Raw genomic sequence first — 20,913 nt, forward strand, 5'->3', positions numbered from 1 at the left:
TCGACAGAGTTTGGGAATCAGCCAATGGTGGTCAAGAAGCGCACCGCACTTGCCCTGCAGCGAATGGCAGCGGGCCACTCGCAGGAGACACTTGCCGCCGCGATGGACGTTGAGCGAACCACTGTGGCGCGCTGGGAACGGGGCAAGGCCGAGCCGCGGCCCTGGCAACGCCCCAAGCTTGCGAAGCTGCTGAACATCGGGGCTGCGGAACTCGACAGGCTGCTGCGGCTAACCTGTGAGCAGATGGCAGCGGAGTCCTCGCCCGGACCCACGAGCCAGGCAGAGCTACAACCAGGACCCAATCGCCTGCCGAACGGTAATGCGGTACAACTCGCCGACGTGGACACGCTGATCGGCGACTGGGCCGCAGCAAACTCGACCGGTCATGGGGTCGGGAAGACGCCGTGGGTCACCGAAGAGGAGGTCGGTGTCGCTGAGGGCATGCTCGCCATGTTCCGCCAGCTCGACCACACGCACGGCGCCCGCCACTATGCCCGACAGGTCCGCGACTACATCGACACCGAACTCGACGCCATGCTCCGCCGCCCCGCCGCCGACGACGAGGTCGCCCGCAACCGCGCCAGACTCACCGCCGGATTCTGCGAACTCGCCGGATACCAAGCCGTCGACACCGGAAGCCCAGTCCGTGCTCAGGCGTACTACCAACGCGCCCTGACCCTCACCACCGCCACTAACGACCAGGCATACGGCTCCTACCTGGTCGCCGTGAACCTCGGACACCTCGCCTTGCACTGCGGCCAGCCGGAGGTCGCCCTGCGCTGGGCCTCCTCAGCCCGCGCTACGGCCGGCACCGCAGCCAGCCCCGCCACCCGGGCAGCCATCACCGCCGTCCTCGCCCGCGCGAACGCCCGCATGCAACGCGAAGCTGAAGCGACCCAGCTGATCCGGCAGGCCGAGGAACTGCTCGATGTCGCCGACGGGGACGAACCGACCTGGATCCGATACTTCACCCACGCATACCTGGCCGACGAAATCGCACACTCCCTCCACGACCTCGGCCGCGCACCGGCCGCAAGAACCCAGCTGACGGACGCCCTCCAAGGAGTCGGCAAGGACAAGGTCCGCAGGCTCGCCATCGACGCTGCCCTGCTCGCCTCCACCTGGCTGCGCACCGGAGACCTGGACCAGGCGTGCGCGGTCGGCCGGGAAGCCGTCACGTACGCTGCCAGAACCGGCTCCGGTCGGTGTATCGACCGTGTGGCCGGCGTCCTCGCCGACCTCCAGGCCCACGCCGACTACGCGCCCGTGCGTGACCTGCGGGAGTTCACACGGGCAGTGCTGCCCGAGGCCGACCGCGTCGCGATCACCCTCTCCCGCGGCGCATGATGCGCTGGTAGAAACCGAGTTCGGCACCGAGCGCATGCTGCCGTGACGCGGGATCCGACAGGTAGTGGTCGCCGCCTGCGAGGAACAGGCTCTCGTGGTTCCGGTCCCGAGCAGACAGGGCGCCGGCGAAGTGCCTCGCCTCGCTGGCCGAGGTAATCGTGTCAGCCGTGCCGTGGATCACCAGAACAGGAACCCGGACACGGTCGGGTGCCGCCGCGCCCGCAGGCCCGCGCAGTACCGCTGCATGCGGACGCTGGAAGGGCGGCACGGACCTCTCCCATCGGGCCGGGTCGATGATCGCCGACGTGGCCGTCGCCGCGCTGAAGGGAGCTGGCCGGCACGCGGCCTGGAGTGCGGTGTACCCACCGGCACTGGCCCCGCTGATGAACAAGGCTCCGGGCAGAGCAACGCCGGCCGCGAGGAGATGCTCGCCGACAGCGGCGCAGTCGTCGACGTCGTACTCACCCCAATGGCCGTGCAACGACTGCCGGAAGGCTCGTCCCTGTCCGGTGCTGCCCCGGTACAGGACTTCGGCGACCGCAAAGCCGTGACTGATGAAGAACTGCGTCGTCCAGTCCAGTCGCAGGGGGACATCATCGGTCGGCCCGGGATGAGCCCGGACGATCAGCGGCACCGCCCCGGTGTCGTCCGGGCGGTGGAGCAGGAAGCGCAGTGGCCCGTTGACCGTCTCGACGGTCTCCACCGAGGGCGGTGAAACCGTCCAGGGTGATGGGGACGGCGGCTCTGGTACCACCAGGCTGGCACGACCGTCCGACCCGGCCGCGAGGTCGACCGACCAGATCGAGGGGGAACTGCTTGCCGTGGACCCAATCACTGCCACCGCGGTTCCCGTGGCGGCGACATAGGGCTTTATCGATGTGAGGTTCGACGCTATGCGGCGTCGGTCAGTCCCGTTGACGAGCAGCAGCTCGGTGGCGATCCCGTCCGTGGCGGTCAGCACGACCTCACCGCGCGGCGTGAAACCGTACGACTGGTACCCGCCCTCCCACGGCGCAGGGGCGCAGTCCGCGTCGACCGGGGCGATGGCCTCCGCCACGCCGTTCCACCGGTACAGGTTCCACCAGCCCGTCCGGTCGGACATGAAATGCAGTCGGCCGCCCGGCCCCCACGATGGCTGCGTTACGGACTCCTGCCAATCGCCAGCGACGACCACGCCCGGCTCTACCACGCCTGGCCGGACGGCTGCCAGCAACAGCCGGGAGCTGTCCCACGGCATCTGGTCGCGGTCCCACTCCAGGTAGGCCAGCATGCCCGGCGCAAGCCGCGGGCTGGCCAGGAACCCGGAGGAGCGGACCAAGACCTCGACGTGCCCCGTCCTGGACACAGAAACGATCTCGTCGGCCGAGTCGCCACCGCGGACCGCCAACGGAAGCCCGTCCCAGGACAGCGAGAGATCCCCGTACTGCACCTGATCGTCGCCAGTCGCGACGCACACCGGAGTCCCGCCCGTGGGAAGGTGGAAGAGAGAGCCGTTATCCACGAACCACACGCCGTCCGGCGCCACCACGAAACTACCGCCGCCATAGGCGTGAAGCTGACCACCGACCGAGAACTCCGGCGCAGTCACCGACAGGGTTGAGCCAGCGAAACTGCGCATGAGTCGCTGGCGTCCACCATGGTCGGGATCGGACTGCAGCCACCACAGTGCGCCCTGCGCGAAGCAGAGTTCGTCATAGGTCACCACGGTCTGGGCCACCCACGCGGGCGCCAGCCCGGTGCCGTTGTCGGTCATGCGGCGCAGTCCTCCTGGCATCGCTGCTGGCCTGCCCGTAGGCTACCCGTCGGCCGGGGCTTGGACGAACCTGCAGACCACAGCGGTGCGCGCGCTCGATGAGCGCTCCGGGGCTGGACAGCACATGGTGGCATCGGGCTGGCAACCTGGATCAGCTGGCCTCGGTCTTGGGCGCGTATCGCAGCACCACCACGTCGCCGACCTGCTCCGACCCGAGAAGCTTCATCCGCCGGCCACTGCCACCCGGGTAGTCGGCCGGGTGGAGGAAGCGGGGTGCTGCGGCGTCGCCGACGAGCAGCGGAGCGATGGCGAGGTGGATCTCGTCCGCCAGCCCCTGGGAGAGGAACTGGGTGTGGATCTGCCCGCCGCCCTCGACCATGAGGCGCTCGACGCCGCGGGTGGCAAGGTCGTCGAGCAGCGTGCCGAAGTCCACGGTGGGGCCGGTGCTGACGACGTCGGCCAGGCCGTCGAGGGTGTCGCGAAGCTTCGGTGCTGCAGCGTCAGTGGTGTAGACGACCTTCTGGTCGCCGAAGTGCCAGAACTTGAGGTCGCGGCTCAGGTCGCCGCTGGCGGAGATGGTGACTTTGAGCGGGTACTCCGTCTTGCCAGCTGCGATCCGGTCAGCCCGGCGCTTCTCGCTGTTCACGAGCAAGCGGGGGTTGTCGCTGCGGAGGGTGTTGCCACCGATGAGGATGGCGTCGGATTCGGCCCGGACCTGGTCGACGCGATCGAAGTCCTCAGCGTTCGACAACAGAAGACGCTCGGGCGAGGCGTCGTCGATGTGGCCGTCGACGGAGGTGGCGACGCTCAGCAGGACGAAGGGGCGGGAGGGCATCATGAGGTCCGTTCTCTCAGGTACGCAGCATCGGTCTGTGGTGATCACACTTCATGAACCAGGAGGCTGTCGAGTGCCTGCTGGAATTGCACGACCTCGGGCACTCCCCGCCACCCTCGCAGCAACGCGTCCAGATTGGCCAACTCGTTGAAAATCCGGGCCGATCCGGTGGTCGCCGCGATCGACAGCGCCGTGCAGGCGGTGACGGCTGCCTGCTCCGGGCCGTCGATGGACAGCTGGGCGATGGCCGAGCGGGCGAGGTAGACACCGCGATCACGACGGTAGGTCGCGGGCAGGGACCGGATTGCCTTCTCGAAGCCGACTACCGCATCGCGGTGGCGTCCCAATGACGACAACGACCGGGCCCGTTGAGCCTCGACGTACGCCTCGTTCAGCCAGCGGCCACGGCCGACCGGTGCCTCGGGTGGGCGGGTGAGCAATGAGAGTGCCTGGTCGAAGGTGTGTTGGGCTGTCCGCTCGTCGCCGAGCAGCGCGTGTCCGTGGGCCTCGTAGACCGCGCCCATGGCGCTCAGCCGGCTTCTCGAGCCGGCCAGGCGCTGGGCTGAGGCGGCGAGGTCGATGGCCTCGATCGAGTCCTGCATGTCACCGGCGAGCTGGGACTTCCGGGCCATGATGTAGGCGGTCAAGTCCTGGTCTCCGGAGGCGCTTGCCCAGTCGACGGCGCGGTCCGCCCAGTACTGGGCGGCACGGTGGTCGCCGCTGTCCTGGTACAGCCAGCTGCAGAACTCGGCGTACTCGGCCTGCACTTGTAGCAGGTCGTGCCGGTCCCGGCCGGACGCCTCGCGGCGAAGGTGCTGGATGAGGCGAACGTGCTCCTGCGCCGTGGAGACGACCTCGCGAGGCCCGAGGACGTTGTCACACTCCACCAGCGACCTGCGCAGGGACCTCATGTTCTCGACCGGGTGGATATCCGGCGAGAGGACGGGCGGGGTTGCCTGGACCTCGGGTGCCGCGAGACCCGACAGCGCTGTGGCACCCGCAGCAGCGGTGAAGCCCCGCAGCAGGGCTCTACGCGGCATGGTCACGAAGATGATCCTCCCATCTGCGGTCCGGCAGCCGACCCGGACGCCGCCGTCCATCAGCGCCATCGACGCGGCGCCGACTGTGTGGCCATCGAGGTTGGGCGCGTTCCATTCCGGCGTCGTGACACGCTGTACGCCTTCACCGAGCAGCGAGGCTCCTCGCGCCGACGTCGTGTTGTCGGCCAATACATCCTGCTCGAGAGGTGACAGCAGTGCGGCGAGTTCGCTCGTACTAGCCCCTAGCACTCTGGCGAGCTTCGCCATCTGCCACGGGCGCGGGAGAGCGGAACCGCGCTCCCACCGGCCGACCGTCGTCCGGTCGACCCCCATCGCGGCCGCGAGGGACTCCTGGGTGAACCCCGCGCTCGCGCGTTGCGCGATGAACCGGTCGCGCTTAACCCCCATGACCTGCCCCCTGTCCGCGCCAGGACTCTGTCGGCTGCCGAAGTTGCCAGGCCAGACGCGGGTTTGCCACATGAATGCCTCATCGATGCATCAATTCTGCTCTGTTCAAAGTTCGTTCGCAGCGGTTCCCTGGTGCTCGCCGGATGGACCGGTGCACCGAGGACGAAAGGCCAGTCGAGGCGCAGGCGTCGGACGATCGGAGTCCGCATGGACCGTGCTAGCTGGATCCCGCCGCTGGGGAAGGACCGTCCTCTGAAGTTCTTTCTGTTGTGCGAAGTTGAAGGGAGGTCAGGTCGGTTGGTTTGACGCCGTTTCGCCCGGGACGTCTCCGGGACGTCTTGGGACGGGGTCGCGACCGTCCTCGCGTCGGCTGCCAGCATGGACGGATCGCCATGCGGTCACTGTGAGGGATCGAACGGTAACTCTGATGATCGGGGAGGGTGTTCATGTCGACGAAGTCAGTGCCCGGCGACGGGCAGCATGGCAAGGGGAGTAAGGGGAGCCCGGGAGGCGGGGCTACCCAGGGTGCCTGGGCGTTCGTCCAGGATCTGACTCGCGGCCTCCTGGCACTGCGCCGCAGGTGAGTCTCCTGCCAATGTTCGAGGACGGGGCCGGCCGGAGGTCAGCTGACCCGCTGGGTCTGGCGGGCCCTGTCCCCGTGGTCGACCTATCTGCGCTGGCCCTGCTCCTGGCGCCTCCGGCGATGCTGGGCGAGTTTATCCCGGCCTCGCCCTGGCGGAACGTTCACCGGGTTCCCGTCGCCCTACCGCAGGCGCAGGCCGCTGATCTCAGGTCGGCGTTCACCGCCTCTGTCCGCGAGCTCACCGAGGGCACGCAGACGATCGGGGTCCTGGTCTCCGGCGGGTTGGACTCGCTCGCAGTACTGCTCCACGTGCTGCGGGTTGCCGACGATCGCCGTGTAGTGGCACTGACCACGGACCTGCGCGACGATGCCGGCAGTAGCGCTGCGGCTGTAGTCCACGAACTGGTGGATGCGCTGAGGCTTCCGATGGACCTCGTCGTGCTCGACCCCGCGCGGGATCGCGCCGAGCCGGCGTGGACTGCAGCGGGGCCACGGCTGGATGCGCTGCCCGAGGTGAACGCGGCGGCGGCAGAGACAGCGCACTCGCTCGGGTGCGCGATGCTGCTCTCTGGGGACGGTGCCGATGAGCTGTTGGGCGTCCCGCGGTTCGCCGCTGCTGAGGTAGCCCGACGGCGTGGGGTGCGAGGCGCTGTGCGGTATGTGAGCGACATGGCACGCTCGGGCCCGGGAGCGTTCGGGGAAGTCGTCGCGCTGGCGGCGGGGTTGCTGCCTCGTCAGGCTCGGGCACGGGCCTACTGGGCCGCCAACTGGCCGTCCTGGTGTGATCCCGTGGCGTCCGCTGTGCTCGCGGAGCCGTTTCGAGAGGCGGCTACCGAATGGGCCAGGAGATGGGTGGACGGCACGGTCGCTGCCCATGCCTCGGCCGGGCGCACGTGGGCCCAGGCCGACGCCCGCGACGCGCTGCTGCCCCGCGAAATCATCCCGCCAGCGGGGAGGGTGGCGGAGGCCTCGCCGTTCCTGCACGCGGGGTTCCTCGCCGCGGCCCTCGCGCTGCCGATCGGCGACCGGTACCACCCGGGCCTTCCCAGCGCCTATCAGCGCTGCAAGGCCCAAGTGGTTCGGCTGCTTCCCAGCGGAACCGTCCATGCGCTACCCCAGCGCAAGCAGTACTTCACCGCCGCCCTCGGTCTGCAGGCTGAAACAGGGCGGAAGGCGCCGATCTGCGTGGAGGCCGGGCTGATCGACCCGGCCGCTCTGGCGATCGAGCGGGACGCGGCCGTGCTCCTGGTGGTGGCAGCCATCGAGCGCTGGTTGGCCGGCGCCCTGGAGCACGGCGCCGACCTGCGATGACAACCCCACTGATGCACCCACGATCGGAGCGGCACATTGAACCAAGGTGCACCGTGCGGAAGTTCAAGGACGTCGCGAGAAGCTCCACAGGCGATCGACCTCAACCAGGCCTGCTCGGTCATACATCAGATTCGCGGCGGCCCGGCTTCGCTCAACATCGTCGGCCGGGGCGTCGTCGTCCACGAACAGGATGACCTCGCTCGCCCCCAGGCCCGCGAGAAGGTCAAGGCAGGACCCCATCAGCGCCGGCCCCAGACCGCGCCCGCGGTGCGCGGGGGTCACGCTGATCCACCACAGCACGCCGATCCCTGCGACAGGTCGGCCGATCGTCGCCTCGGCCATCAGTTCACCGTTGTCACCGCGGATCTCCAGCTGCTTTCCAGGTGGCTCCTCGCACTCGCTCACCGTGTAGGAGGCAGTGTGTGGCAGGCCCGCGATCGGCAGTGGGGAGTGCATGTAGCGCCAAAGGTTCCGGCCCGAGAACCCGGCCAGCTCGAGCGCCTGGCGGGTCTCGGGGCGGTGGCCTACGGGCAGGCCCTCCAGCCCGAGCGTCAGCGCGGATGCGAATTCGAAGGCGAGGATCATGCGGTCGCCGAGCTCGCGCACCACGTGGGTGATCAGCGCGCTGGCGATGGCCTGGTCTTCCCGGCAGTGCAGCCACAGCAGGAGCCCAGTGCCGTCCGAGGAGCGAACGGCGTACGAAATGACCCCCAGTACTCGTCCGGAAGCGTCATGGACGATGTCGGTGCTCGGGGCGTCAAGCTCCTCCCACCATCCGGCGTCCACCTGCGACTTGCCAGCCAGTGCGTCGGCCAACATGCTCGCGGTGCTCTCAGGTTGACCCGTGAGTCGGTCAGCGTTCACCAACGCGAGAACCGCGTCCTGGTCGGCCGCCTCATAAGGACGTACGGACAAGCCCATCGCCGGACCGGTGGTCACCGTTGTCACGCTCACGCGCCTCCTCTGTTGTGCGCCGACTGCCCACTCACCCGCCGTCGAGGGGCCGTTGCGCCTATGGCTCTCGGAGGATGGCGTCGGAACTGTATCGCCTTGGGGCGAAATATGACTCTATGTCAGCTCGCCCAGATGCGTTGGCTTCCCAGCAACCCGGCCCAGGGGTTGGCCCGGGAGGCGACCCGGGCCCGGTTGGGGTTCTGGTCATCCATCCCTCGTACTGGAGGTACCCGATGCCCGGGAAGGTCACCAAGGAGAAGGTCCTCGTCTACATCGTCCGCGACGGGAAGCTGCTGGTCTTCCGGCACACCGACTACAGCTACGAGGAAGTCGGTATCCAGGTCCCCGCCGGCAGCATCCGCACAGACGAGACACCGGAGGCCGCAGCTCTGGGTGAAGCTCGGGAGGAGACGGGGCTCGCTGGCCTCAAGATCGTGCGAAAACTCGGTGAGACCACCTACGACCTCAGCCCGTACCGCTTCGAGATCCAGCACCGCCACGTCTTCCACCTTGAGCCGACCGAACCCACCCCGCAGCGGTGGATGAGCCAGGAGAACCACGACGGCGAGCAGGATCCGACTCGGCTCGAATGCTTCTGGATGCCGCTGGCGACAGCCCACATCCTCCAGTCTGGCCAGGGCGCCCTGCTGGGAAGCCTGTTCGACTAACCATCCGCGCGGGTCACGTGCGCTCCCCGGACTCCGGCGGCCAGGCGCACTGCTGGATCAGATTTCGCGTTCATAGACGGCTGCTCCGCGAGCCGCCGGTCCACAGCACCGGCTGATCAACTGGGAAAATGGGGGGCATTTCATGCCTGAGCACGCGCTTGACGTTCCGGTGTCCGTGGGCGACCTTCGGCGCCGGATCGGTGATCTGTCGCTGCGTCTGCGCACGTCCGGGATTCAGACGAAGCCGGCTGAGCCGCGGTTCACCGACTACGACAAGATCCGGCTGCCCAGCGGCGAGCTGGTCGGCCGCAAGAAGGTCATCATCATGTCCGGCGGCTGCTCGGTGCCGACGTGCACGATGTGCCCGTTCACCAACTTCAACAACTACGGTATCGACGGCGGCACTTCGCCCGAGAGTCTTCTGGACCAGGTACGGCGCACGCTGGCCCGGACCGAGAACGAGCCCGCCTACGAGGTGCTCTCCCTCTATAACGACGGCAGCTTCTTCGCCCCGCGCGAGATCCCCCGCGACGTCCAGGTCGAGATCGCCCGCCTGGTCGCGGCGGCCGGGGTGAAGCGTCTCGTGGTCGAGTCGCTGCCACAGTTCGTCACCGCCCCCGTGCTGGCCCCGTTCGTGAAGGCCCTGGGCGGAGTGCAGCTGGAGATCGGGATCGGGCTGCAGTCCGCCGACGAGCTTGTGCGCGAGACGCTGGTGAACACCCGCGTTTCCCAGAAATCCTTCGAGCGGGCGCTCGCGGTGATGGCCCACCTCGGGGTGGACCCGAAGATCTACCTGATGATCAAGCCGCCGTTCCTGACCGACGGCGAGGCGGTGACCGACGTGGTGGAATCGGTGGACTACCTGACCGGTCTCGGCGTGCGCGGGATGACGCTGTGCCCGACGCGGGTGTCGCGCAACACGGTGGCGTGGGAGCTGTGGCAGGCCGGCCAGTACACGCCGCCGAACCTGTGGACGGTGGTGGAGGCGGTCCGCCGGGTCCACGAGCGGCTCGCGGTGCGGGTCGCGTGCGTGAACCTGCGCGGCACGGACTTCGAGTCTGTCTTCCCCGACGCGTGCCTGTCCTGCGCGGACCAGGTGGTGGATGCGCTGATGCGGTTCGGGGAGAGCGGCGATGCGGCCGACCTGCCCGCGGACTGCTCCTGCCGGCCGCCGCTGGAGGTGATCGCGCTCGACCACGCCGCCATCACCGCCCGGGCGGCGCAGCAGCTGAACGTCCTGGAGCGCTCCGGTGTCTGAACGGACCGTCCCATCGACGGCGGACGGGTTACCGCCCCGGCACACGGCCCGCGGCTTCGACGCAGACCCGCTCGGTGTTCTGGACGAGGGCCACCGCCAGCACGGGCCGGTGTTCCGGATGGCGGTCGACGGCATGGAGACCGTGCTGGTCGGCACCTGGGCCGGGCTGGGTGAGCTCTTCGCAGCCGAGCGCGGCCACCTGGAGGTGCTCAACACCCCTCTGGTGCACGACCTGTTCGGTCATGCGCTCTTCAACCTCACCGGGGATGGCCACGGCGAGGCGCGGCGTCGGCTGCGGACCGCGCTGTCCGGGCGGGCGCTGCCCTGCTTCGTGCCGGCCCTGCTGGAGGTGACCGCCCCCGTGGCGGCCCGGTGGGCTCAGCGCGGTACGCGGGATCTGCACCGGGAGGTGCGGGAGTTGACCGGCTCCATGAGCGCCCGCGCCCTGCTCGGGATCGTGCCGGGGGAGACGGACGCGGCGGCGTTCGCCTCTGACTTCGAGCGGTTCGTCGGGGCGACCGGCGCGCCGCCGGGGCCGGCCAGGTTCGCGACCGCGCGGTACTGGGCGGGGCGCGCCGCGCGGCGGCGACTGCACGATCTGTTCGCCCGGCGGGCCGCCGCGGCCATCCGGGTCGCGTCTGCCGACTCGGCACTCGCCGGCTTGGTGGCCGCCTTCGATGACGCCCCGGCGGCAGCGGGGCCGCTGGCGGACCATCTGCTGGCGCTGCTGATCGCCGCACGGGAGACAACGGCGAGCCTGGCCACCTGGTGCCTGGTGGAGCTTGCCAACCACCCGGAGCATGCCCGGCTCGCGGCAGCGGAGGCCCGCGCGGTGTCGGCGGAGCCGGACCTGCTGGTGCGACGCGACGCGCTGCCGGTGCTGAAGTCGGTGCTCGCCGAGACCCAGCGCCTGCACTCGCCGAACCTGCTGTCGATGCGGGAGACGGTCTGCCCCGTGACATTGGGCGGCCACCGGATCGAGGCGGGCACGCGGGTGGCCTACTCACCGTCCGCCGGGCACTTCGACCCCGACACCTTCCCGGAGCCCTACGCCTTCCGGCCGGGCCGCTTCGTCGCCGAGCAGGCCCACCGGTCACGGCTGTGGGCGTTCGGCGGCGGCGCGCACGCCTGCCTGGGCCGGCCGCTCGCCGAACTGATGGCCCTGACCGTCATGACCTCCGTTCTGTATCGCGGGCTTCCACAGCTGCCCGACGGCCCGCCCACCCGGTTCCGCCACCGGCCTGCCAAGGCTCCCATCGACCCGCTGTCCTTCGCCCTCGACCAGGAGCCCGCTTCGTGACCCGCACCCCGCCCGACGCACTCGCCGTCCTCCAGCAGGCCGCCGCCCAGCACGCGGCCGGCCGGCACCGGCTGCACCTGGTGCCCAGCGAGAACGGACTGTCGCTGGCTGCCCGCATCCCGCACCTGATGGACGCCGCCGTCCGCTACGCCTTCCCTGGAGACGGGACCGAGAACTGGGCCTGGCCGGGCCGCCAGGACCTCGTCGCGGTTGAGCAGGCCGCCGCACAGCGGCTGGGCGCGCAGCTGGGGGCCGAGCATGTAAACCTCAAACCGGTATCCGGGGTGTCGGCGCTCACGGTCGCACTGTCCGCGCTGGCCGACCCCGGTGCGACCGCGTTCAACCTCGCCGAGCGCGACGGCGGGCACGGCTCGACCCGCTTCATCGGCACCCGGCTGGGACTGCAGATGCGCGACCTGCCCGTTGACACGGCCACCTGCACCCCCGACCTGGAAGCCCTCGCCCGCCTACTTGAGACCGAGCCGCGGCCGCAGCTGGTGTACCTGGACGCGTTCATGTGCCTGTTCCCTGTGGACCTGCCCGGCCTTCGGGAGGTGGTCGGCCCCGAGACGGTGATCCACTACGACGCCTCCCACACCCTGGGCCTGATCGCCGGAGGCGCCTGGCAGAACCCGCTCGCCGAGGGCGCGGATAGTTTCGGCGGCTCCACTCACAAGACCTACCCGGGCCCGCACAAGGGCCTGCTGGCCACCAACGACGCCAGTCTCGCGGCCCGGCTGGACGAGCATGCCTCGCACTTCGTCTCCCACCATCACCCGGCCGACGTCGTCGCCCTGGCCGTAGCCGCCGCCGAGATGGACGCCCGCGGCCGGCAGTACGCGCACGCCACCGTCGCCAACGCCCGGAGCCTGGGCGCGAAGCTGGCCGAGCGCGGGTTCACGGTATGCGGGGAGAAGGCCGGATTCACCGACTGCCACCAACTGTGGATCGACATCGCCCCGCTGATGGACGCCGAGCAGGCCTCCCGCCGCCTCTTCGAGACCGGGATCGTCGTCAACGCGATTCCGCTGCCGCACATCACCGCCGACGCCGGGCTACGCCTGGGCATGCAGGAGGTTACCTGGGCCGGGATGCGCGAGGACTGCATCGACGAGCTGGCGGCCATCTTCACCGCCGTGCTGCGAGACCGGGTGGATCCGGCGGCCGTCGCGCCCCGCACCTGGGCACTGGCCGAAGTGTTCCAGCCGGACGACAGCACGGACGAGCAGGTGCTGCGCATCGCACTCGCCGCCGCCGGGATCGGCGGTGGAGAGTGATCCCGGAGCAGATCCCGGGCAAGGGCGCCTTCCTCGGGCCCGACCACACCATCGAGAGCTTCGAGATCCGGCCGGACTGTCGGCACTTCGCGGGCGGGATGCCCTGCCGTCACTGGCGGCCGTGCCACGGCTGCCCGCACCATGACCCGGTCGATCACCGGGTGCTGATCGTGATGCTCGGCCTTCTGGGCGACATGCTCATCGCCTCCCCGCTGCCCAAGCGGATCCGCGACGACCACCCACACGCGCACGTCACCTGGCTCGTCGACGAGGCGAACGCTCCGATCCTTCGGATGAACCCCTACGTGGACGAGGTCCTTGTCCACGACTGGGAGGCCGCCGCCCAACTGCCGTCGCGCCGCTTCGACGCGGTGTACTCCTTCGAGCGGACCCCATCGGCGGCGGCGCTGGTCGACCGGATCGAGGCCGGGCACAAGGCCGGGCTCGCCTTCGGCGGCCCCCATCACGGCCTGTATCCGATGGGCCCGGCCGCGGAGCAGTTCTTCCGGCAGAACACCTGGAACGACTACCGCACCACCACCAACGTCCAGACGTGGACGGAGCTGTACTTCGCGGTCGCCGGATACGAGTACGCCGGCGAGCCGTACGTCCTGGCGGTGCCGGAGGGTGCCAGGCGGCGGGCGGCCGGGCTGCTCGAGGAGCGCACCGGACCGCGGGTGTGCCTGAACCTGGGCGGGTCGCTGCCCACGAAGCTGTGGCCGAACCGGCACTGGGCTGACCTCGCCGACGCGCTCCTGGACCACGGCGCGCAGCTGGCGATCCTGGGCGGCCCGACCGACCAGGCGGCGTGCGAGGCGCTGGTGACGCACCTGCGGATGCGCGGCGCCGACGAGTCCAGGGTCGCGTACGCCCCACTGAGTCTGGAGGAGGCGTCCGCACTGCCGGGTCTGGTCGACGTGGTGGTGACCGGCGACTCCTTCGGCTTCCACCTCGCGCTCGCGCACACCAAGCCGACTGTGCTGCTGCTCGGGCCAAGCAACGGCGCCGAGGTCATCCCCAAGCACGTCACCAACGTCACCGCGCTGCGCTCGACGCTGGCCTGCTCGCCGTGCGCCCACCAGGTCGCCTGCGGCGGGGTCGGCGGCTGCATGGACACCATCGACCCGGCCACCGTCCGCAAGGCGACCCTCGACCACCTGACCTGACCATCCGCCCGCACCCGGCCACGTGCCGGGGATGGGCGACTTGCGAGAAGGAGTGATCCGCGTTGGGAATCGTGCTGGGGTTGGGCGGACCGTACTACCACGACGCCTCTGCCTGCCTGGTCATCGACGGCCACGTCGTCGCCTTCGCCGAGGAGGAGCGGTTCTCCCGCCGCAAGCACCACAAGGACTCCCGCTCCTGCGCCGTGGCCGCCGCCTACTGCCTCGCGGAGGCCGGAATCACCCTGGACCAGGTGGACGAGATCGCCATCGCCTTCAACCCCACCTGGCCCGAGCCCAGCGACACCTGCACCGACAGCGAGCTGATCGCCGAACTCCTCGACCCCACCCTGTTCGGCCACCACCGACCCCGCCAGGTCACCGTGATCGAGCACCACCTCGCGCACGCCGCCTCCGCCTTCCACCCGAGCGGCTTCGACGAGGCTGCCGTCCTGGTGGTCGACGGCTCCGGCGACGGCATTTCCGCCACCCTCGCCCACGGCACCACCAGCGGATGCAAGGTCCTGCGCCAGTTCCCCTTCTCCCAATCCCTGGGCTGGTTCTACGAGACCGTGGCCGAACACCTCGGGCTCGGCGACTGGACCAGCTCCGGCAAGCTCATGGGCCTGGCCGGCTACGGCAACCCCGACCGCTACCAGCTGAACTTCCTCACCCCCCGCGCCGGCGGCTACCACCTGGACCTGTCCCGCTACGGAATCCGCCCCGACGAGAGCGTCGACGACCAATACACCGACCTTCGCTACTACCGCCGCCTCAAGACCGCCTACGCCACCGCGTACACCGACCTCGGCATCCCTCCGCACCGCCGCGCCCGCACCTACACCGGCGGCCGGGTCATCCCGGACACGGGCTACCGGCCCGACCACGCCGACCTCGCCGCCAGCGCGCAGCGCCTGCTGGAGCAGTGCCTGACCGAGCTGGCCCGCGAGGCCCTCACCGCCACCGGTGCCACCCGGTTGTGCGTGGCCGGCGGGGTCGGGCTGAACTGCTCCGCCAACGGCCGCCTCGCCGCCCTCCGTGGCGTAGAGGAGCTGTTCGTCCAGCCGGCCGCCGGGGATGCCGGCTGCGCCATCGGCGCGGCGCTCGAGGTCGCGCTGCGCCGCGGCGACCTCACCCTGCCCGGGCCCGCGATGACCACCGCCGCCCTCGGCCCCGCCTTCGACCCGGGCACCATCCGCGCCCTCCTGGACGACTACGGCCTGGCATACCGGGACCACGGCGACGACCTGCCGACCGCCGCCGCCGGGCATATCGCGCTCGGGCGCACCGTCGGCTGGTTCCAGGGCCGCATGGAAGCCGGCCCCCGCGCGCTCGGCCGCCGCAGTATCCTCGCAGATCCCCAGCACACGCAGACCCGCGACCACATCAACGACCGCGTCAAGCACCGGGAGTCGTGGCGGCCCCTTGCCCCGGCCCTCCTGGAGGACGCCGCGCCCAACCTGATCGGCACCGCCGCCCCGCACCCGTTCATGATCGTTGCCCGGCAGGCCACCGACACCGCCCGCAAGTTGATCCCGGCCGCCGTACACACCGACGGCACGCTGCGCCCGCAGACCGTCGCCCGCGACGACACCGACCCGTACGCCCGGTTGCTGGCCGCGTTCGCCGAGCAGACCGGCCGGCCACCCGCCCTGCTGAACACCAGCTTCAACCACGAGGCCGAGCCGATCGTGTGCAGCCCGCGCGACGCGGTCGCCACCTTCGCCGCCGGCCCGCTCGACGCCCTCGCGATCGGCCCGTTCCTCGTCCGCAAGGACAGGCCGTAGCTGACTGTGCGACACGACCCGCTCACAGCCGGTACGTTGAGGCCCGGCCCTGGCCATCATCCGCAGCAAGCGAAGGACCGATTCCCGCGATGACCAGCACAACCTCCCCCGCTCAGAGCACCGCCGAACGGCTGCGCGCCGAGCACGGCCCGGCGCTCACCCTCGGCGACGACTGCGACCTGCCCAACGACCTCCAGGTCGAGATCGACCAGGGAGCCCACCTGACGATCGGCGACCGGGTCTCCATCCGCCGCGGATCCACCATCCAGGTCCACCGCGGCGCCACCGTCGCCATCGGCGCGGACGTCGCCATAGGAGAACACACCTTCATCTCCGCCATGGCCGGCATCCGCATCGGCGACGGCGCGGCCCTGTCGAACATGTGCGACCTGCACGACCACAACCACCGCCCCCGCACCGCGGCGCACGTACCGACCGGGCAGCTCGTGCCGTGGGCGTCCGGGTTCGAGGCCGCGCCGATCGTCATCGAACCCGGCGCGATCCTCTCCAACAAGGTCACCGTCACCGCCGGCGTTCGCATCGGGGCCAACGTGCTCGTCGGCGCGAACGCGGTCGTCTCCCACAGCATCGCTCCCGACACCGTCGCCACGGGCGTCCCGGCCGGTGTTCGGCGCCGCTTCGACGGCGCGCGCGTGCCGCGCGAGGACCGGCGCAGCCTGACCGTGGGCTTCTTCGGCACCTCGATCATGGAACACCTGGAGGCGGTCAACGCCCAGATGACCACCCAGGCCAACCTGCCCGAGATCGGCTCGAAGGTCACCGTCGAGGGCTGGCACCAGCGCGGCTGGGTCCACCGCCTCGCGCTGTCCCTGCGCGCCGCCTGGCCGCACGTCGGCCTCGACCTCCGTAACCACGGCGAGGGCGGCGCCACCAGCCGGGACATCGCCGGCATCGTCGATGGCGACCGGGCCACCACCGGCACCGACTACGACCTGGTGTTCCTCGGCTGCGGCATCAACGACGTCTGGCGCCGCTTCCAGAACCGGATGGCCGAGGCGGTCGACCTCGACGAGTACACCCGGCACTTCAACATGATGCTGGACCAGCTCAGCGGCTACACCCGCCGGATCATCGTCATCTCCGAGACCCCGTTCGGGCCCATCGAGTCGCCGGAGACCGTGGCCGACATGAACACCGAACTCGGCCGCTACAACGAGGCCGCCGCCAAGGCCGCCGCCGACCACGGCGCTCTCTTCCTCGACGTCTGGGCCCCGTTCACCGCAGCCGCCCGCCACCTCGCCCCTGCGGACGGCGAGGACGATCCGGGCAGCCTGTGGAGCGACGGGGTGCACCTGACCGAGCTGGGCGACACCGTGCTGCTCCAACAGGCCGAGCAGTTCCTGGCCGAGCACCGGATCGTGGAGAAGCTCCTCGACTACCCGCTCCTGGAGCGCGACGCCGCGCTCGCCACGTACGGCCCCATGTTCGCCCGGTACTGGCCGGCCCGTTCGTAAAACCGCAGGGCGTCCGGCGCTGGTCGGCCACCGCCGGACGCCCCGGCACCAAGTCGTCCCCTGCCCGCCACTTCCTTCGACGGAGCCGCCCCGTGACCCTGCCGGGCCGCGCGCACATACAGGCGCTCACCGCCGCGTTACCCCTGCTCGACACCAGCCGACTCCAGCAGTGGGGCCGCCTTCTCGCCGAACGGCTGCCCGCAGGCGGCCGGCTGCTGGTCGCGGGCAACGGAGGCAGCGCGGCCGAAGCCCAGCACCTGACCTCCGAGTTGGTCGGCCGCTTTCACGCCGAGCGGGCGCCACTGTCCGCCATCGCCCTGCACGCCGACTCCTCCTCGGTCACCGCCATCACCAACGACTACGGCCCGAACGAGGTCTTCGCCCGGCAGGTCCGCGCCCACGGCCGGACCGGCGACGTCCTGCTGCTGCTCTCCACCTCCGGCACCAGCCCCAACGTGCTCGCCGCCGCCCACGCGGGCCGGGAGCTCGGCTTGACCGTCTGGGCGCTGACCGGCCCGGCCCCGAACCCGCTCGCCGACGCGAGCGACCAGGCCGTGTGCGTGGACGCCGGCCAGGTCGCCACCATCCAGGAATGCCATCTGGTCGCCGTGCACCTGCTGTGTGCGGCCGTCGACACCCACCTCACCGAACCGGAACCCGCCACGGGCGAGCAACCGGACCACGCACGGCGGCTGGTGGTCGTCGGCGATGTCCTGCTGGACCGCGACATCACCGGCACCGCAGACCGGCTCTCCCCGGAAGCCCCCGTTCCCGTCGTCGCCGACGCCCACGCCACCGACCGGCCGGGCGGCGCCGGCCTGGCCGCTATCCTCGCCGCCCGCCAGCCCGGCTGGCGCATCACCCTCGTATGCGGAATCGGCCAGGACGAACCCGGCGCTCGGGTCCGCGCGCTCCTGGACGACGCTGGAATCGAGGTCATCGACCTCGCCACCAGCGGCACCACCCCGGTCAAAACCCGCGTCCGCGCCGCCGACCGCACCCTGCTCCGCTTCGACACGGATGCCGACCCGCTGCCGCTCGGCCCCCTCCCCGATCCCGTCTACACTCGGCTGGCCGAGGCCGCGGCCGTTCTGGTCTGCGACTACGGACGCGGCGTCACCTCCCACGACGACCTGCGTCAGGCCCTGAGCACCGCCGCCACCAAGTGTCCGCTGGTCTGGGATCCGCATCCCAAGGGCGCCGCACCGGTCCCCGGTACGGCCCTGGCCGTACCGAACGCGGACGAAGCCCGCCTCCTCACGTGCCACGCCGACCAGCGCGACCTGACAGGCGACACCGCCCGGGCCGCACGGCTGCTGACCGCGTGGCCCGTCAAACAGGTGGCCATCACCCGGGGCCGCGACGGCGCAGTCCTGGTCGCCGACCCCGACGCCCATCCCCTGGTCGTCCCGGCCCGCCCGGCTGCCGGGGACTCCTGTGGCGCCGGCGACCAACTGGCCGTCACCGCCACCATGATGCTCGCCGCCGGACGCCTGCCCTCCCACGCCATCGCAGCGGCCGTCGACACCGCCACCGCCTACGTTGAAGCAGGCGGCCCCGCCTCCCTGACCACCCCGCCCGCCCCGGACCGCACGGACCCTCTGGAGCTGGCCGGCCGCATACGGGCACGCGGCGGGAAGGTGGTTGCTGCGGGCGGCTGCTTCGACCTGCTCCACGCCGGGCACCTCTCGCTCCTGGAGCAGGCCCGCCGCCTGGGCGACGCACTGATCGTGTGCATCAACAGCGACGACTCCGTGCGCCGACTCAAGGGCCAGGACCGGCCGGTCGTCGGCGAGCGGGAACGCGCCGCGCTGCTCGCGGCGCTGGACCGCGTCGATGGCGTACTCGTTTTCGGCGAGGACACCCCCGAGAAGATCCTCGCTGAGCTGCGCCCTGACATCTGGGTCAAGGGCGGCGACTACGCGGGCCGGCGCATCGCTGAGGCCGACCTCGTGGAGAGCTGGGGCGGCGAAGTCGTTACTGTGCCCTACCTGGACGGCCACTCCACCACTACCCGGATCAACCACCTCACCCAGCAGGCAGGTGCCCGATGACTCCCGGCAACGACGTCCTGGTCACCGGCGCAGCCGGGTTCATCGGCCGCCACACCGTGACTGCCTTGCACCGCACTGGCCACCAGGTCACCGCCGTCGATCTGCGCCCGGCCCCGGCCCACCTCATCGGCATGGCCCGGTGGCACCGCGGTGACTTCGCCGACCCGGACCTCCTCGCCGAAGTCGCGGCCGGCTGCTACGCCACCGTCGTCCACCAGGCCGGAAACAGCGACACCCGAGCCACAGCCGGGCCAGAGCTGGACGAGACCAACACTGCCGGCCCGCTCCGCCTGGCCGACGCCTGCCGCGCCGCAGGCGCCCGCCTGATCTACGCCTCCTCGCACTCCGTCTACGGCACCCTCCACCACCGCATGCCCATCGCCGAGGACGCCGACACCAACCCCAGCCGCTGCTCCGGACCGCTGAACCCCTACGCGGCGTCCAAGCTCGCCCTCGACCAGCAGATGCGCACCCGACACACCACCGGCCTCGACTGGATCGGGCTGCGCTACACCAACGTCTTCGGACCTGACGAGACCGACAAGGGCCCCATGGCCTCGATCCTGTCCCAACTCCTGCGCCAAGCAGCGGACACCGGCCGGATCCGTGTCTTCGACGACTCCCTCACTGCTGCCCGCGACTACATCCCAGTCGAGACCGTCACCGCCACCATCGCCCAGCTCGCCACCGCTCAGCCGCCGGTGCCGGCCGCGGTCTACAACCTCGGCGCCGGCTTCGCCGTCTCCTTCGCCGACCTCGCGCAGTGGTGCGCGAGACTGCACCGCGAGACCATCGACCGGCCGCTACACGTCGAGCTCGTACCGAACCCCGTGACAGCCGCCTACCAGTACTTCACCTGCGCGGACATGACCGCGCTCGACAAAGCCCTGCCCGACCGGCCGACCATCACGGCCGCGTCCGTCGAAGCCCGCGCCGCCGAACTGTTCGAGATCTTCCGCGGCCGTGCGGCAGAGTGAACCGGTACCGACAGCTGGCCGTGGTCGGCTACGGCGGGCCGTGTTCCTCGACCGCGATGGCACCCTCACCGAACCCCGCCACTACCCCTCCGCCCCCGATGACCTCGTCCTCTTCTCCGGCATCGGACCACCGCTGCGCGCTCTCCAGGACGACGGCTTCGCCCTGCTCGTCGTCACCAACCAAAGCGGCCTCGCACGTGGGCTGTTCGACGAGGAGGACCTGGCCGCGATGCACCGATACCTAGGGCGTGTTTTGAAAGTGCTGATCACAGCCGATCGTTGATGGCTGCGACCAGCACGGTCCTGGTGTCGCGATGGCTCCGTGCCGCGAGCCCGGCCCGCAAAAGAACGCGACACCGCGCGCGGGCCTGGCGATGATGGCAGTCATGACGGATGGAACCGGACCTGAGCCGCTGGGCCTGTGCATCGTGGCCAATATCGCCCCGGAGACCAGCCAGGGCGAAGGCGGGCTAGAGATTCGCAAGGGGCATCGGCACTTCGTGCCGGGGGCGAAGGTGTGGGTCGCACCGCCGGGCTGGGGCGACGGCGGCGAAAGCGTCATCGTGGCCGGACGCCACCGGGGAAATAGCCGCCGTTACGCGCGAATCGTGATCAAGAGGCGGTTCCTCGTAAACTTCCGGGTCCGCGCCGTCTACAGCCCGGCGCTGGTAAGGGCGTTGACAGCGGCGGAGCCCGGCGAGGAGAAGGAGTCCGGCGCCCGCT

The 20,913-nt window shown here is 70.5% G+C and carries 16 protein-coding genes and 1 pseudogene; 13 read left to right on the plus strand and 4 right to left on the minus strand.

The window, feature by feature from the left end:
• The first annotated feature begins 24 nt into the window (after positions 1 to 24).
• On the plus strand, positions 25 to 1,347 hold the full coding sequence (locus QSK52_RS34990; RefSeq protein ID WP_285740290.1) for a helix-turn-helix domain-containing protein: 1,323 nt from the start codon (positions 25 to 27) through the stop codon (positions 1,345 to 1,347).
• On the opposite strand, the gene QSK52_RS34995 is transcribed toward QSK52_RS34990, so the two are convergent.
• From QSK52_RS34995 to QSK52_RS35005, 3 genes are all read right to left on the minus strand, one after another.
• Positions 1,325 to 3,100, minus strand: a complete 1,776-nt coding sequence (locus QSK52_RS34995; protein WP_285740291.1) for a S9 family peptidase — start codon at positions 3,098 to 3,100, stop codon at positions 1,325 to 1,327. The genes QSK52_RS34990 and QSK52_RS34995 overlap by 23 nt on opposite strands.
• 151 nt (positions 3,101 to 3,251) lie before the next feature.
• On the minus strand, positions 3,252 to 3,938 hold the full coding sequence (locus QSK52_RS35000; protein WP_285740292.1) for a RibD family protein: 687 nt from the start codon (positions 3,936 to 3,938) through the stop codon (positions 3,252 to 3,254).
• A 41-nt stretch (positions 3,939 to 3,979) separates the two neighbouring features.
• Positions 3,980 to 5,383 (minus strand): helix-turn-helix transcriptional regulator, encoded by a 1,404-nt coding sequence (locus QSK52_RS35005; protein ID WP_285740293.1) that lies wholly within the window; start codon positions 5,381 to 5,383, stop codon positions 3,980 to 3,982.
• A gap of 595 nt (positions 5,384 to 5,978) precedes the next feature.
• On the opposite strand from QSK52_RS35005, the gene QSK52_RS35010 reads away from it, so the two are divergent.
• On the plus strand, positions 5,979 to 7,277 hold the full coding sequence (locus QSK52_RS35010) for an asparagine synthase-related protein (RefSeq protein WP_285740294.1): 1,299 nt from the start codon (positions 5,979 to 5,981) through the stop codon (positions 7,275 to 7,277).
• Positions 7,278 to 7,340: 63 nt separating this feature from the next.
• Here QSK52_RS35010 and QSK52_RS35015 read toward each other — a convergent pair whose 3' ends face one another.
• A complete protein-coding gene (locus QSK52_RS35015; protein WP_285740295.1) occupies positions 7,341 to 8,225 on the minus strand; it encodes a GNAT family N-acetyltransferase in 885 nt (294 codons plus the stop codon).
• Between the two features lie 239 nt (positions 8,226 to 8,464).
• On the opposite strand from QSK52_RS35015, the gene QSK52_RS35020 reads away from it, so the two are divergent.
• The 11 genes and pseudogenes from QSK52_RS35020 to QSK52_RS35075 all read left to right on the plus strand — a co-directional run.
• Positions 8,465 to 8,899 (plus strand): NUDIX hydrolase, encoded by a 435-nt coding sequence (locus tag QSK52_RS35020; protein WP_285740296.1) that lies wholly within the window; start codon positions 8,465 to 8,467, stop codon positions 8,897 to 8,899.
• A gap of 142 nt (positions 8,900 to 9,041) precedes the next feature.
• Entirely contained in the window at positions 9,042 to 10,157 is a 1,116-nt protein-coding gene (locus QSK52_RS35025; RefSeq protein WP_285740297.1) for a radical SAM protein, read from the plus strand.
• Positions 10,158 to 10,275: 118 nt separating this feature from the next.
• Entirely contained in the window at positions 10,276 to 11,457 is a 1,182-nt protein-coding gene (locus QSK52_RS35030) for a cytochrome P450 (RefSeq protein ID WP_285740298.1), read from the plus strand.
• Positions 11,454 to 12,734, plus strand: a complete 1,281-nt coding sequence (locus tag QSK52_RS35035; protein WP_285740299.1) for a hypothetical protein — start codon at positions 11,454 to 11,456, stop codon at positions 12,732 to 12,734. Before QSK52_RS35030 ends, QSK52_RS35035 begins: the two co-directional genes overlap by 4 nt.
• The gene (locus tag QSK52_RS35040) at positions 12,731 to 13,900 is read left to right on the plus strand and encodes a glycosyltransferase family 9 protein (protein ID WP_285740300.1); all 1,170 of its coding nucleotides are present in this window, start codon (positions 12,731 to 12,733) and stop codon (positions 13,898 to 13,900) included. Before QSK52_RS35035 ends, QSK52_RS35040 begins: the two co-directional genes overlap by 4 nt.
• A gap of 71 nt (positions 13,901 to 13,971) precedes the next feature.
• Positions 13,972 to 15,684: a carbamoyltransferase family protein gene (locus QSK52_RS35045; protein ID WP_285740306.1), complete on the plus strand. Its 1,713-nt coding sequence runs from the start codon at positions 13,972 to 13,974 to the stop codon at positions 15,682 to 15,684.
• An 89-nt stretch (positions 15,685 to 15,773) separates the two neighbouring features.
• Positions 15,774 to 17,159, plus strand: a complete 1,386-nt coding sequence (locus tag QSK52_RS35050; protein ID WP_285740301.1) for a GDSL-type esterase/lipase family protein — start codon at positions 15,774 to 15,776, stop codon at positions 17,157 to 17,159.
• A 92-nt stretch (positions 17,160 to 17,251) separates the two neighbouring features.
• Positions 17,252 to 19,213, plus strand: a complete 1,962-nt coding sequence (rfaE2, locus tag QSK52_RS35060; RefSeq protein WP_435053443.1) for a D-glycero-beta-D-manno-heptose 1-phosphate adenylyltransferase — start codon at positions 17,252 to 17,254, stop codon at positions 19,211 to 19,213.
• Positions 19,210 to 20,190: an NAD-dependent epimerase/dehydratase family protein gene (locus tag QSK52_RS35065; protein ID WP_285740302.1), complete on the plus strand. Its 981-nt coding sequence runs from the start codon at positions 19,210 to 19,212 to the stop codon at positions 20,188 to 20,190. The genes rfaE2 and QSK52_RS35065 overlap by 4 nt, the downstream gene beginning before the upstream one ends.
• A 40-nt stretch (positions 20,191 to 20,230) precedes the next feature.
• On the plus strand, positions 20,231 to 20,473 hold the full coding sequence (locus QSK52_RS35070) for an HAD-IIIA family hydrolase (protein WP_285740303.1): 243 nt from the start codon (positions 20,231 to 20,233) through the stop codon (positions 20,471 to 20,473).
• A gap of 103 nt (positions 20,474 to 20,576) precedes the next feature.
• Positions 20,577 to 20,913 (plus strand): annotated as a pseudogene (locus QSK52_RS35075) (hypothetical protein); the annotation flags it as partial.

The organism is Kitasatospora phosalacinea (genome assembly GCF_030268885.1).
GTDB lineage: Bacteria > Actinomycetota > Actinomycetes > Streptomycetales > Streptomycetaceae > Kitasatospora > Kitasatospora phosalacinea_C.